Source organism: Enterocloster sp. OA13 (assembly GCF_022440595.1).
Lineage (GTDB): Bacteria > Bacillota > Clostridia > Lachnospirales > Lachnospiraceae > Enterocloster > Enterocloster hominis.
Genome location: NZ_JAKNTF010000001.1, coordinates 1,849,732 through 1,863,938, shown reverse-complemented (window position 1 = coordinate 1,863,938; position 14,207 = coordinate 1,849,732). Strand labels below are relative to the sequence as shown.

The 14,207-nt window shown below is 52.0% G+C and carries 15 protein-coding genes; 1 reads left to right on the top strand and 14 read right to left on the bottom strand.

Going from position 1 to position 14,207, the window contains the following annotated elements; translation table 11 throughout:
• The first annotated feature begins 380 nt into the window (after window positions 1–380).
• The gene (locus tag MCJ35_RS08180; RefSeq protein WP_034575884.1) at window positions 381–1,586 is read left to right on the top strand and encodes an MFS transporter; all 1,206 of its coding nucleotides are present in this window, start codon (window positions 381–383) and stop codon (window positions 1,584–1,586) included.
• Between the two features lie 166 nt (window positions 1,587–1,752).
• On the opposite strand, the gene MCJ35_RS08175 is transcribed toward MCJ35_RS08180, so the two are convergent.
• From MCJ35_RS08175 to MCJ35_RS08110, 14 genes are all read right to left on the bottom strand, one after another.
• Window positions 1,753–2,214: a SpoVA/SpoVAEb family sporulation membrane protein gene (locus MCJ35_RS08175; protein ID WP_025482108.1), complete on the bottom strand. Its 462-nt coding sequence runs from the start codon at window positions 2,212–2,214 to the stop codon at window positions 1,753–1,755.
• A gap of 47 nt (window positions 2,215–2,261) precedes the next feature.
• Window positions 2,262–2,705 (bottom strand): stage V sporulation protein AB, encoded by a 444-nt coding sequence (locus MCJ35_RS08170; RefSeq protein ID WP_025482109.1) that lies wholly within the window; start codon window positions 2,703–2,705, stop codon window positions 2,262–2,264.
• Complete coding sequence (locus tag MCJ35_RS08165; protein ID WP_008725303.1) at window positions 2,692–3,318, bottom strand: stage V sporulation protein AA; 627 nt, start codon at window positions 3,316–3,318, stop codon at window positions 2,692–2,694. Before MCJ35_RS08165 ends, MCJ35_RS08170 begins: the two co-directional genes overlap by 14 nt.
• Entirely contained in the window at window positions 3,315–3,593 is a 279-nt protein-coding gene (locus tag MCJ35_RS08160) for a hypothetical protein (RefSeq protein ID WP_008725300.1), read from the bottom strand. The genes MCJ35_RS08165 and MCJ35_RS08160 overlap by 4 nt, the downstream gene beginning before the upstream one ends.
• Window positions 3,594–3,670: 77 nt before the next feature.
• On the bottom strand, window positions 3,671–4,390 hold the full coding sequence (locus tag MCJ35_RS08155; RefSeq protein WP_008725298.1) for a SigF/SigG family RNA polymerase sporulation sigma factor: 720 nt from the start codon (window positions 4,388–4,390) through the stop codon (window positions 3,671–3,673).
• A gap of 5 nt (window positions 4,391–4,395) precedes the next feature.
• Window positions 4,396–4,866, bottom strand: coding sequence for an anti-sigma F factor (spoIIAB, locus tag MCJ35_RS08150; RefSeq protein ID WP_334301431.1), 471 nt, complete (start codon window positions 4,864–4,866; stop codon window positions 4,396–4,398).
• Between the two features lie 31 nt (window positions 4,867–4,897).
• The gene (locus MCJ35_RS08145) at window positions 4,898–5,239 is read right to left on the bottom strand and encodes an STAS domain-containing protein (protein WP_025482111.1); all 342 of its coding nucleotides are present in this window, start codon (window positions 5,237–5,239) and stop codon (window positions 4,898–4,900) included.
• 112 nt (window positions 5,240–5,351) lie between these two features.
• The gene (locus MCJ35_RS08140) at window positions 5,352–6,662 is read right to left on the bottom strand and encodes a tetratricopeptide repeat protein (protein ID WP_008725291.1); all 1,311 of its coding nucleotides are present in this window, start codon (window positions 6,660–6,662) and stop codon (window positions 5,352–5,354) included.
• Window positions 6,663–6,665: 3 nt separating this feature from the next.
• Complete coding sequence (locus tag MCJ35_RS08135) at window positions 6,666–6,806, bottom strand: hypothetical protein (RefSeq protein WP_008725289.1); 141 nt, start codon at window positions 6,804–6,806, stop codon at window positions 6,666–6,668.
• Window positions 6,803–8,179: a bifunctional folylpolyglutamate synthase/dihydrofolate synthase gene (locus MCJ35_RS08130; protein ID WP_008725287.1), complete on the bottom strand. Its 1,377-nt coding sequence runs from the start codon at window positions 8,177–8,179 to the stop codon at window positions 6,803–6,805. Before MCJ35_RS08130 ends, MCJ35_RS08135 begins: the two co-directional genes overlap by 4 nt.
• 174 nt (window positions 8,180–8,353) lie before the next feature.
• Window positions 8,354–9,265 (bottom strand): DMT family transporter, encoded by a 912-nt coding sequence (locus MCJ35_RS08125; protein WP_008725285.1) that lies wholly within the window; start codon window positions 9,263–9,265, stop codon window positions 8,354–8,356.
• 25 nt (window positions 9,266–9,290) lie between these two features.
• Window positions 9,291–10,532, bottom strand: a complete 1,242-nt coding sequence (locus MCJ35_RS08120; RefSeq protein WP_008725284.1) for an AfsR/SARP family transcriptional regulator — start codon at window positions 10,530–10,532, stop codon at window positions 9,291–9,293.
• Between the two features lie 80 nt (window positions 10,533–10,612).
• Window positions 10,613–13,255, bottom strand: a complete 2,643-nt coding sequence (locus MCJ35_RS08115; protein WP_008725283.1) for a valine--tRNA ligase — start codon at window positions 13,253–13,255, stop codon at window positions 10,613–10,615.
• A 417-nt stretch (window positions 13,256–13,672) separates the two neighbouring features.
• Complete coding sequence (locus tag MCJ35_RS08110) at window positions 13,673–14,200, bottom strand: YbaK/EbsC family protein (RefSeq protein ID WP_025482113.1); 528 nt, start codon at window positions 14,198–14,200, stop codon at window positions 13,673–13,675.
• Between the last annotated feature and the right edge of the window lie 7 nt (window positions 14,201–14,207).

Sequence of the window (14,207 nt, the reverse complement as noted above, 5' to 3'; positions counted from 1 at the left end):
CCGAAAATTAGTCATAATAGGCAATTGACAGGATAAAATATTTCTGTTAGAGTAAATTCACATGAAACATATGAAGGAGGCCTGTCTTATGGTATGGTTCTATGTTACGGACAGGATGAGAAGGCGAATCAGCTCTGTACAATTGTATCCGGTGAAGCATTGTACGGAGCTTAAACTGGGCGTTTAACTGCTTTTATTCATCGGGAAACATGGCCGGCCCTGCGCGTATGGTCTGAACGATTGCATACGCCTTGTTTCTGTACCATTTTCCCGGAGCAGCGGACGTCCTTATGGATTGGGCTGTGGACAGTGTCTGTCCACGGCCCTTTTATTATGCCAAAATCCCAAAATAATCATAGAAAGATGAGGTTACACAAATCATGAACCAATCCTGGAAAAATACAGCCGCACGATTCCTGACGGCCCAGACCATATCGCTCTTTGGCTCCTCCCTGGTGCAGTATGCCATTGTCTGGTATGTGACGCTCTCCACTTCCTCAGGACGTATGCTGACCATATCCACCGTATGCGGATTTGCACCGCAGATTGCCATATCCCTGTTTGCAGGCGTATGGATTGACCGCTATGACAGGAAGATGCTGATCATGCTCTCCGACACGGTCATTGCACTCTCCACCCTGATACTGGCCATTGCCTTTTTATCCGGGCACAGGAATATCTGGCTGCTGTTTGCCGTGCTCATGATCCGTTCTGCCGGGACGGGAATCCAGACACCGGCAGTCAATGCAGTCATTCCCCAGATTGTCCCGCAGGAGCATCTGATGCGCGTAAATGGCATCCAAAGCACCATAACCGCCCTTATCATGTTCCTCTCTCCGGCAGTCAGCGGCGCCATACTGTCGGTATCCACCTTGGAAACAACACTGTTCATCGATGTATTTACCGCCCTCATAGGCGTGGGGATTACCTCTGTCCTGGCCATACCCGGATACAGGAAGGACAGGATGGAGGATCATGCCGGGACATCATCCGGAATCAGCAGCCTGAAACAGGGCTTCCTCTATCTGAAGACAGATTCCTTTGTACGGCATCTCCTGTTATTCCAGATAGCGGTGCTGTTCCTTATCAGCCCCTCCGCCTTCCTGACGCCCCTGATGGTCAGCCGTACCTTCGGACCGCAGGTATGGCGCCTCACTGCCTCGGAAATGACTTACAGCATCGGCTCTGTCCTGGGCGGCATCCTGATCACATCCTGGGGCGGATTTAAGAAGCGGTTAAAAACAACTGTCCTGGCCGGATGGCTGTACGGCGTGCTGATGGCGGGCCTTGGCATGGCCCCGGTATTCCTGTTTTACCTGGCATGCAATATGATGATTGGAATCACATCCCCCTGCTACAATTCCCCCATCACGGTATCCATCCAGGAACAGGTCCCCGCTTCCATGCAGGGCCGGGTATTCAGCTTCATGCAGATTTCCACCTCCTGTGCCCTTCCCCTGGGGATGATGGTATTCGGCCCCCTGGCCGATGTGATAAGGATCCAAACCCTTCTTATAGGCGGCGGGGTTGCCGTCATGATCTGTACGGCTGCCTTTTACTTTGCTATAATAAAAAAGACAGAATGAAAAAAGCAACGGAAAGGACGGAACCATGGGTGAATTGCCCGGATTACCGGACATAGGAAAAGAAGCGGAACACCAGCTCAATGAAGTAAAATAAAATGCCAAAAGGCAGGTGATTGGAATGTCTTCCCATCCCAATCACCTGCCAAAAACCGGCACGTATTCCGTTTTAAATCTGGAATATACCCATCAGTCCCCCAACCCAATAAAGCAGTCCCAGGACCCAGCTGGTCAGGACCCCGTACAGGATAACCGGACCAGCAATGGTAAATATCTTACATCCCACGCCAAACACCTCGCCCTCTGCGTGGAACTCAATGGCTGGCGCCACCACGGAGTTGGCGAATCCTGTAATCGGCACCAATGCGCCTGCGCCGCCGAATTTTACAATCTTAGGGTAAATGTTAAGGCCGGTCAGGACAATACTGATAAGGATCAGGGCCAGAAGGTTCCAGGCCGCCGCTGTCTCCTGTTCCATCCCCATCCCGTTCATCAGATAATTAGTGATAAGCTGTCCGATGACGCAGATGACGCCCCCTACCAGGAAGGCGCAGGCCATGCTTTTGGGCAGGCTGTGGACCGGGGTTATCTCCTTGACATATTCTTCATATTTTTTCTTGTCAACTTCCATTACTTTTCTCCTTTTCAATCAGTACCAGCGCCCATGGCATCACTGTCCTATCCCAGCGACGCCATATGGTACCAGAAATAAACCAGGGAACCGGTAAGCTTGCCGGCCGCCAGGCCAAGTATCAGGTACTGCAGCCCCACGGACAGGTGGATCCTCCTGCTGATGACAGGCAGGGCCTTTAAGGTTTCAGCCAGGGACATGACAAGGCAGCCCACGAAGATTCCAACGGACAACCCGGCCGCAATCAGGAAAACAGGGCCTATCAGCGCGCCCATATAGATGGGGAACTCATAGATATCCAGGATATTGCCCAGGACTCCCCCCAGTATGATGACTGTCTCATACAGCATGATATGCTTTCTGGTGCCTGTCTTTCCCATCAGGCGTACGAACACGCCGATGATGGCCAGGAAAGCATATACGCCGGCCGCGATGACGCCGCCGGCGCACAGACCAAAGAATGCCAGCAATGCCTTTTTAAGTAATATCAATTTTTGACTCCTTCCTGCCGTCCTCGGCAATCAGGGTCTTACTGATATTGTCCTCATAAAGACGCATTTCCACTTCCAGGGGAGTGGGGTCCGTGTTCAGCTTGACCGAGGCAAAATGGTTAAAGAACCCAATGATCCCCACTGCCAGCCCCACACTATAGCTGACTTCCAACACAGTGAATCCTCCTGATTCATACCCCATCACAAGGCGGTATACCTCGCTGAACACATCCGTCACGCTGACATCGTTATTAAAGGTCATGATGGCAAATGCCGCCCCAAAAAAACAGACAGCACAGACAAAAACCGTTTTAGTCCACTGCCAGATGTAAGCCGGGGGAGAGGGTGGTTTATACGCAATGATAAAATCCACTTCCCCCACATGGTTCACATCCAGGGTGGAATCCATCTCAATCAGCTTCCGTGTGACATCCAGGGCGCTCATGATGTAACGCCGCTTTTCATCCAGTTTAATGGTCTTGACCTTCATGGCATTGCACTTATTCATTATATTCTGGTCATCACAGTAAACCTGGGCCACATCCTTTAAAACCACATCCTTGTGGGTCAGCTCCGTAATCTGGTTGAGTTTCACATAGACGGTGTTCTTCATAGTCCTTTACCGCTCCTTTGTATCTCCTGCTCCCCATAAATCATGGATGAAGGGTCTGTCACAAAAGCAGGATATGCCGCCTCCTCAACGTTCCACGCTTCTTCTAACCTCGGGCTATCCCCAGCCAGCTGATTCTGTTCTTCCCATACCAGGGTGCCTTCCTTTTCATATCCCCTGTCCCTCATACCGGAGGAGAGATACCATACCAGGATTCCAATCAGGACAATTGCCCCGATTACAGCCAGAATTTCACATACACGTTTAGCAAAACCCATATAATCACATCCTTTTCGTAAACTGGTTTGATTGGTTCTGGTGTTAGTATGGATGGAAAAATTAATTTTATACTTTTTTATTTTTCATAGCGCATTCGCATTTCTTTTAAAATCCGCTTTTCAAGACGCGATACCTGGACCTGCGAGATGCCCAGTTCCTTGGCAATCTGGGTCTGGGTCTGGTTGTAAAAATACCGCCTGACAATGATTTCCCTCTGCTCCTCGCCCAGGTCCTCCATCAGTTCTTTTAAAACCATCCTGTTAAGCAGTTCCTCATGGTCATTATTCTCTTCCTCCAGACGGTCCATGAGGAACATGGTATTATCATCCCCATTGCCTGTGGGCCGGTACAGGGATTCCACCTCGGCGCCCGCTTCCATGGATGCCGCCACTTCCTCACGGCTTGTATCCAGCCTGGCCGCGATTTCCTCGATGGTGGGTTCCCGTCCCAGGCTGTATGTCATCTCCTCCCTTGCAGCCCTTACCTTAAACCCCAGTTCCTTGATGGAGCGGCTTACCTTAATCATGCCGTCATCCCTGAGGAAACGTTTGATTTCCCCTGTAATCATGGGCACTGCATAGGTAGAGAACTTCACCTCGAATCCCGTGTCAAATTTATCGATTGCCTTGATAAGCCCGATGCTCCCTATCTGGAACAGGTCCTCCATCTCATATCCGCGGCCGGAAAACCGTCTCACAATGCTCCATATAAGACCTACATTGTCCATTACCAGCTGGTCCCTTGCCGCTTTATCCCCTTCGTGAGCCATATTGATTAATTTCATGGTCTCATCCATCGCCGTCACCTGCCGATGAATTTCTTCATTGATACCAGGGTTCCCTTGCCCGGCTCCGACTGTACCTCTACCTCATCCATAAACGCCTCCATGAAAGAAAAGCCCATGCCGGAACGCTCGCCTGACTCATCCGTGGTAAACATGGGTTCCATTGCTGTCTTCACATCCGGTATTCCCACACCCTGGTCTTCTATGCATACGGTCAGTATTCCCTCAGCTGTATCTGCCGTTATGTCCATACAGATAACCCCTCCCTGGTTCCCATAACCATGGATGACCGCATTGGTCACGGCCTCGGACACGGCCGTCTTAACATCATCAATTTCTTCCAGGGTGGGATTCAACCTGCTCATGAACACGGCTGTCACCACCCTGGCAAACTCCTCGTTCTGTGAAAGGCTGTCCATCATAAGCCTTAAGTGTTCCTTACCATTCCCCGCTTTGTCAAACCGGGGACTTTCCATCATTGACTCCATTTTCTTATCCTCCATTTTTTCTTCTCCCCTCTTATCCTTTAAGGGCTGATTCCCTGTCCTCATATCCTTTTATCAGGCGGTTGATCCCGCCCATTTCCAGTATCCGCTTAACCTGGGCGCCCGCCCCATAATAGGATACATGCCCCCTGCTGGCCGCCATCTGCTTATAACGGCTTAACAGCACGCCGATTCCAGAGGAATCCATAAAGGATGTGTGCGTAAAATCAAATACAATCCTGTTAATATAATTTTCTTCCAGAAGCAGGTCCGTATCGCTTTTCAGGTTCCTGCAGTTGTGATGGTCCAGTTCCTTAGGAAGGTGTATCACAAGAGTCTGCTCCCTGGCTTCATAGGTAAACATTGTATGATCCATGTCCTCATACTCCTTTCTTCTGCGCTGTGTCTGGATTTTTGTATAAAAAAAGATACTACAAAAGACGCGTCATGCTTATCTTCCGTAGTATCTTGATTTTTAAATGTCTGGTTTAATATCCTCTTGCGTTCCTGGCCCTTTCCACATAAGGGGAATCCGGAAACTCATTGACCACCTTATCAAACATGGTATTGGCATTGTCCATGTCGCCCGCATCCTGGTACAGACGCCCCACATAGAACAGGGCCTCGGGATTATCCGGCTTTATGGTCAGGCTGGCCTGGAAATAATCCATGGCCTCTGTCTTATTGCCTGCGTTCCACAGGGTCAGTCCCCGGTCAACCAGGTTCTGGTATATATTGGCCGTCATATCCTGGCGTATGCTTTCCACGATAGCCTTTATATTCTCATCCTCAATCAGATCAAAGCTGGCTTCTGCAAATGCCTTGGCGGCAGCCACCAGGTCTCCTGTCCTGTAGTTCTGCAGGATCCAGATAAGCCCCTGGTACTGGGCCATGATACTGGTATTGCCGGTTGTCAGCTCGTCCAGCCTGGCCTGTACTTCTTTTGCCTGGGCATCCAGCCTGTCATAATCCGTTTTAAGGATATCATACTGCTGGTTTGCATTGTTCAGCTTCTGGCTATAGGCAATGACTTCCTGGTTCCTCTCATTGTTCAGCGCCTTGGTCCTGGCAGGAAGGATGAGGAAGTAAAATGCAGCTATGCCAAGAACCAGTCCGATGATGATGTGCAGTATGGTGGAAAGCCCTGTGCTCTCCTTATAAGTATTGGGGATGATGACATCGTCATCCTCCATTTTCCTGTGGGAAAATGCTTTTACCATCTTGCGCTTCTCAGCGTCCGCCCGGCCCGTGTTCTGCTTTACAATGGACATATAATACAGGGCCTTCTGGTTGCTCTTGTCTATCTGTAAAATCTTATACAGGGAACGCCCGGCCTTATTATAATCCTCCCGTCCCATATAAAGCAGGGCCAGGAGAAGGTGGGCCTTCACAAAATGCGGGTTGGATTCCACCACCCTGGCAAGCTGCAGGATGGCCAGGTCATCGCTTCCGCCCTGGGCATGCCACAGGGCCTGGTTAAAGGTCTTTACATTCTGGCTTTCCCGTTCCAGCTGGCCGGGCTTTCTCTGGATCTCGTCCAGATAATGGTCAGCCAGGTTGTCTTCCGGCTGCAGGTTCAGGCTGATGACCCACTGTACCAGGGCATCGGCAACCTCGCCGTTCTCGTAGTATATAAGCCCCAGCAGGTTGCGGGCGTCTGTCTGATATTTGTTAAAATGAAGGCTTTTCTTCAGACACTGGGCTGCTCCGGACAGATCCCTGATCCTGGACTTCTCCAGGCCAAGGTTATAGAAGCTGTTGGCAATCTGCTGGTTTCTTCTTGCATAGTCCATATCCACCGCCTATTTTTCGCCTCTTTCTTTTATCAGTTCCATCATGATGTCTGTCATATCCGTCAAATCGCTTTTTACAATGGCGTCCTCCACCTGCTCCACATCAAGGCTGGGTTTAAAACGCTCAATCTCCTCTTCAAAATCAATCATGTATGCTCAACTCCTATCTCGTTTAAAACTGCCTTAATCTCCCCAATCAGATACAGGGATCCCACGCAGAACAGCACACCGTCCCTGCTCCGCTTCCTCATATCCATTACAGCCGTCCTGGTATCCTCAAAAGGAACCACGGGACAGCCGGCTGTTTCTTCAAACTCCCTTGCCAGGGTTTCGGATGAAAGCCCCCTGTCACTATTAATATGGACCACACCGATGCATTTCCACGGGATTCCTGCGGAAAGCCGGGCCTCCATATCCCTGTAATCCTTATCTGACACAGCTGCGAACAAGAGGAAGGGCTGTTTTTCCAGACGTGCGGAAATCTCCCTTGCCGTCTGTATGAAGGCCTTGATTCCCCCGGGATTATGGGCTCCGTCCAGATAGATGCCAGGAACCACCTGTTCCATCCGTCCCGGCCATACCGTCTTTAAGATACCCCTGGCAATCTGCCCATCCCCAATGTTCCAGGTAATGCACCTTGCCGCGCCCACCGGCCCATGGCCCGGGACCCGGCTGCCTTTCCTGCTGCATTCCCCGCCGTGCCTGAGCACATCCAGGGTGCGGACTGCAAGCATGGCATTCTCAGCCTGGTAAAGCGCCTCAAAGGGAATCTGAAGCTTCAGTCTTGCCTCATCCTTCATCCTGGCACTGATTTCCAGTCCATCGCCGCCAACATGCACCACCCTGAAATCATCCATTCCCACCGGATAGCGGGCAGCTCCCCTGCGGAACGCACATCCCTCCAGTATGGTGGACACCCGGGGCTCATTATTGTCAAATATAAGCGGAACCCCCGGTTTGATGATTCCGGCTTTTTCACCGGCTATCTCCTCCAGGGTATCGCCCAGATACTTGGTGTGGTCCAGGCTGATGGAGGTGATGACGCAGGCGCAGGGGTGCTTCAGGACATTGGTTGTGTCCAGCCTGCCTCCCATTCCTGTCTCCAGGATCATTACGTCCACATCCTGTCTTTTAAATATGACCATGGCCATATAAAACAGGAACTCAAAAAAGGTGGGATGGCAATATCCCTTTTCCATCATCTTCCTGCCGGCCTCCAGCACGGTTTCAAACCCATCCTCGAAATCTGCCTCATCCACCATGACACCGTTTATCAGGAACCGTTCCCTCACCTCAATCAGATGGGGGGATATGAAGGTTCCTGTCTTATACCCGGCTTCCTTAAGCATGGATGTAAGGAAAGCACACACAGATCCCTTTCCATTGGTTCCCGCCACATGGATGGCCGGTATGTCCTGGTCCGGCGCCCCCATGGAGTCCAATACGTCCCTGACATCCTCCAGGGAATTCTTTTTCCTGGTCCACATAGGAATCTGATTTAAATATTCCTCTGCCCTGCCCATATCAGTACCATTCTTTCTTAAAAGCCTGTCCTCTGGACAGGCTTTTATAATCTTAACCTAATTTCCTGTAATTATCAACCGGATATTCTCGCCAGGCTTCGCCCGGATACGACAAATTGCGCTCCTGCACAGGAGGCACGGCTAAATACTGCCGCCTGCCGGACCTGCCGGATATCATCCTTCCTCTGCCACAGCAGGACTTTTCCTTCCCACAGGCAGCTGGGCCAGTATGATGGCCCCAAACATCAGGGCGCAGCCTGCCAGTTCCTTGGCGGAGAGCTTCTGTCCCAGGATGGCCCAGCCGGCCAGGACGGATATACTGGATTCCAGGCTCAGTATCAGGGACGCCACGGTCGGGTTCACGCCCTTCTGTCCTATGATCTGAAGGGTGTATGCAACACCGCAGGACATGACGCCCGCATAGAGCACCGGGGCCCAGGCCGCCAGGATCTGTCCCATATCCGGCGTCTCATATAGGAGCATGCCGATTCCCGAAATTGCCCCGCACACAAAAAACTGGATGCATGACATCTTGACCCCATCCACCACCGGTGAGAAAAAGTCAATGACCATGATATGGACGGAAAAAAGCAGGGCGCACACCAGCATCAGCAGGTCTCCCTTATTCACAGCCAGGTCCCCGCCGGTCATGCACAGCAGGTACAGGCCAACCACGGACAGGGCAACCGCTCCCACAATCACAGGGCTGCACTTCTTCTTAAAGAAAAGTCCCAGGATAGGGACAATGATGATATAGCAGGCAGTGATGAAGCCCGCCTTTCCCACAGTAGTGTACTGGATGCCGAACTGCTGGAAATTGCTGGCAAGGCACAGGGCCACGCCGCAGCACACGCCGCCGGCCACAAGTGTCTTCCTGGCCCCGGGGATGACAGGCACCTGGCGTTCCCGTTTCCTCTTTTTATCAAAATACCAGATACAGGGCAGCAGGACCACTCCCCCAATCAGGCTTCTGACACAATTAAAGGTCAGCGGACCCACATAGTCCATCCCAACGCTTTGGGCCACAAAAGCAACGCCCCAGATGGCGGCTGTCAAAAGCAGCAGAACTGCATTCTTTATCTTCATGGTAGTATTATCCTCGCTGTAATATTCATGCTTCTATGGTGTCTTCCTTTGGAAGTACTACATTCAGGCTGTAGGTGACCGCAACATCCTTGCGCACATATGCCTTGTTGAACGCCGACATGATACGGCGCATGACCTGCTCCCCATTCTCGTAGGTAGCTGATGGGAGAAGGATTATGTACTGGCTTACACTGTAACGGGAAAATGCATCACTGGAGCGGAGGGAAAGGTTGATCACGCTCTTTAACCGTTCCATGGCCCTGGCCTGGATCTCAGGTTTCAGGGTGCGGCCTCTCCTGTCCCCCACCGTAAGCAGGCACAGGTATACGGAGTCGCCGCTGCGCTCCACACCGCGGCGTTCCAGCTGCACAAGGCGCTTAAATACAGCATACTCGCACTGGTAAGCCCCATGCTCCCTTTCCTCCTCAATGGTTCCCGGGCAGCCAAGGGATGCCTGGATGACATCCAAGTCCGTGATGATTTCCTGCTGGCGGTCACTGATGGTTTCATATAATTCCTTGAAACGGTCCGAAGGCGTTATCAGACGTTCCCGGTAAAACAGTTCCGTGGTGGACTTATATTGTTCCAGTGCCTTTTTCTGGTTCCCCTGCTTATAAACAGCATAAATCATATAGTAATAGAAATCCTCTGCAAACCGGTCAATCCCTGCCGCCCTGGAACAGATATCCTCCACCTGTGCATATTCCTCCCTTTCCAGAAGGTATTCGCAGGCAGCCTTCACCAGTTTCTGGTACAGGGAATGATAATATGTGTTCAGCGGCACCACCCAGCTGTCATCCGCTGACTTTGGGAGGAACATGCCCTGATACAGATCAAAGGCTTCCTGCCATTCATTTTCCATATCCTTTATGTCATCCTGGGATGCCAGTATGCGTCTGCAAAGGAACTCGAAACGGTCCGTGTCAATGGACAGCTCCCAGGAAGGGTTCCACATATAGGCCCCCTTCTGGTTGAGTATCAGGTCCTGGGAGGGAAAGCCTGCTGCCTCCATCATCTTCCTGACACGGAAAACAAGGGTCTTCAGCGCCCCGTAAGGGTTGTCCTGCATCCCTTCCTGCCATATGGCATTAAACAGCTCATTGATGCTGACGTCCTTACGCCGGTTGATGATCAGATAACTGAGCAGGTTCCATGCTTTCCTGGAACGGTTATCGCTGTCGCTCATGGACTTATCATCCATTGTAATGGTAAATCCGCCAAACATCTTCACCTGGATGACCGGCTTGCTTCCTGATGTATCAATCATGCTTTGCTCTCCCTCTCTATCCTGAATTACTTCCCATCCCGGCAGGGCGTTCCAAAGACGCCCTGAACTCCCGGAACTGCTTACTTCTGAAGCTGTGCCAGACGTGTCTTGACCTGTTCCATCATCTGGGTATACTTCTGAAGCTTGGCTTTCTCCTCTGCAATCTTGGCTTCAGGCGCACGGCTGACAAACTTCTCATTGTTCAGCATGCCGTTGGACCGGGCCAGTTCCCCTGCCAGACGCTTCTCTTCACCCTGAAGTCTCTCTATTTCCTTTTCAATATCCACCAGGTCCGCAAATGGCATATAGATGACAGCGCCCGGGATGACCGCTGAAACCGCGTCCCCTGCAATCCCTGTCTTATCCTTCTGAAGCACGACCTCCCCCGCGTATCCCAGCGTGGCAAAGAAGCTGATGCTGTGTTCAAATATACCTAACAGGCCCTGGTCCTCTGATACGACATATACAGTGGCCTTCTTGCTGGGCGGGACATTCATGGACGTGCGCACGCCGCGGATGGCCCGTACCGCTTCCTTGATGGTCTCGGTGGATGTCTCCTCCACGCTGTAATCCCACTCATCCCTGTACCGGGGCCACTGGGAAACCATGATTGTCTCCTCTTCCTCCTGAAGGTTGCAGAATATCTCCTCGGTCAGGAAAGGCATGAACGGGTGGAGAAGCTTTAACGCCTGGATCAGGACGGTCCTTAAGGTCCAGATGGCGGCCGCCTTGGTGGTATCATCTTCATTGTACAGCCTTGGCTTCACCATTTCAATATACCAATCGCAAAATTCTTCCCAAATAAAGTCATAAACCTTCTGAAGGGCGATTCCCAGCTCATATTTGTCCAGGTTTTCCGTTACATCCTTTGTCAGGGTGTTCACCTTGGACAGGATCCAGCGGTCGGCCATGGTAAGGCTGTCCAGGGAAACCGTTGTTACATCCGGCGCCTTCCCGATATTCATCATGATGAAACGGGAAGCGTTCCATACCTTGTTGGCAAAATTACGGCTGTTCTCCACACGTTCCCAGTAAAAACGCATATCATTGCCAGGCGCATTGCCCGTAATCAGAGTCATGCGGAGGGCATCTGCCCCGTACTTGTCAATGACCTCCAGGGGGTCGATTCCGTTGCCCAGGGACTTACTCATCTTGCGGCCCTGGGAGTCCCTTACCAGTCCGTGGATCAGCACTGTATGGAAGGGTGTTTTTCCGGTCTGCTCAATGCCTGAGAATACCATGCGGATGACCCAGAAAAAGATGATATCATATCCGGTCACCAACACATCCGTTGGATAGAAATAATCCAAATCCTCGGTGTGTTCCGGCCAGCCCAGGGTTGAGAACGGCCAAAGGGCTGAGGAGAACCATGTGTCCAGGGTATCTTCATCCTGCTTAAAGCTGGCGCCGCCGCACTGGGGGCAGGTGTGGGGTTCTTCCCTGGAAACCACGATCTTACCACAGTCCTGGCAGTAATAGGCAGGAATCCTGTGGCCCCACCACAGCTGGCGCGAGATGCACCAGTCACGGATTCCCTCCAGCCAGTGCAGGTATGTCTTGCCAAAGCTCTCAGGCACAAAACGCAGGGTGCCGTTCTTCAGGGCTTCAATGGCAGGCTTTGCCATCTCCTCCATCCGCACGAACCACTGCTGTTTTACCATGGGTTCAACCGTGGTCTTGCAGCGGTCATGGGTGCCCACATTGTGGGAATGTGGAACCACCTTCACCAGCAGTCCCTGCTTCTCAAGGTCGGCCACAATGGCCTTCCTGGCTTCATAACGGTCCATGCCTTTATACGGTCCCTCTGCGCTGACCGTGGCGTCATCATTTAAGATAACAATCTCCTCCAGGTCATGGCGCTTTCCAACCTCGAAGTCATTGGGGTCATGGGCCGGTGTGATCTTCACGCAGCCGGTGCCGAATTCCTTATCCACATACGCGTCCGCAATCACCGGAATCTGGCGGTCCGTAAGGGGAAGCTCAAGCATCTTGCCCACGATGTCCTGATAGCGCTCATCCTCCGGATTCACGGCTACCGCGGTATCGCCCAGCATGGTTTCAGGCCTGGTCGTGGCAATCTCCACAAACCGGCCCGGCTCGCCCGCCACCGGATAATTAATATGCCAGAAGAATCCGTCCTGCTCCACATGCTCAACTTCCGCATCCGAAATGGAGGTCTGGCACACAGGACACCAGTTAATAATCCTGGAGCCTTTATAAATATAGCCTTTTTCATAGAGTTTTACAAATACTTCCAGTACGGCGTCAGAGCAGCCCTCGTCCATGGTGAAGCGCTCCCTGTCCCAGTCAGCGGAGGATCCCAGCTTGTGAAGCTGCTTCACGATCCTGGTACCGTACTCATCCCTCCACTTCCAGCACTCCTTAAGAAAGCCGTCGCGTCCAAGGTCAGCCTTGTCAATGCCTTCCTTTTTCAGCTTGTCAATTACCTTGACCTCGGTGGCAATGGCCGCATGGTCCGTACCTGGCTGCCACAGGGCCTCATATCCCTGCATCCTCTTATAGCGGATCAGGATGTCCTGCATGGTGTTGTCCAGGGCGTGTCCCATATGGAGCTGTCCTGTGATATTAGGCGGGGGCATCACGATTGTGAACGGCTTTTTACTGCGGTTCACCTCAGCGTGGAAATACTTCCCCTTCAGCCACTTCTCGTACAGACGGTCCTCTATGTCCGCCGGATTATAGGTTTTCTCCAGTTCCTTCATAACTTTTTTCTCCTTTACCTTTCCACACTTCTTTTATAGTAGACGTTTTGTCCTGAAAAATAAAAAGGCCCCTTGCCCATATGGCCGTCCGGCCGGGCAAAGGGCGGATATTCCGCGGTACCACCTTTACTTCTGCCGGAACAGACCAATGCCCGGCAATCTCTCTGGCCAGTAACGGAGCCGCCCGTGTGACGGCTACGCAGAACAGGCATCTTCCCTGTCCCTTCACCATCCAGGTTCAGAAGCTACCTTCCACCCTCCTCTGCCAAGGCCGCCTTCCAGCCCGGATTGTGTCTGGATATCCATCCCACACCCGGAGCAGCCATCTCTGCTGGTCTGAAGCAGTGTACTCCTCTTCCTCATCACCTTTTATTAATTTTATATAATTATTTATGATAAAGATTATTATCCTGTTTGTCAAGCGGTTTTTGTCATGCCTGCCATGCCGGACGGTTCCGTCCCCTGTTTTCCTTCCTCCTGCCATGCCTTGCACACATCCACCCATACCGGGCTTCCCGAAGCCAGCTCCAGTTCCGGGATGGTCAGGCGCACCGCGCTGCTGGCGCTGCCGCAGGCCGGGAATACCTCGTGGAAACGCTTCAGGGACTCATCCAGATAAACCTTCACCCCGTCCTTTATCCCAAAGGGACACACGCCGCCCACGCCATGGCCCACCAGACCTGCCACCTCGTCCGGGGAGAGCATCTTGGCCTTAACCCCAAACTGGTCCTTATACTTATGATTGTCCACCTTGGCATCTCCTGCAGCCACTACCAGTATCGGGCTGCCCTGAACCATGAAAGACAGTGTCTTGGCAATGCGGGCCGGTTCACAGCCGACTGCCTGGGCAGCCAGTTCCACGGTTGCGCTGGATACCTCAAAGGTATGGATCCTGTCACCCAATCCCAGTTTCTCAAGATGTTCCTTTGCAATGTCAAAAGCCATGTCAGTT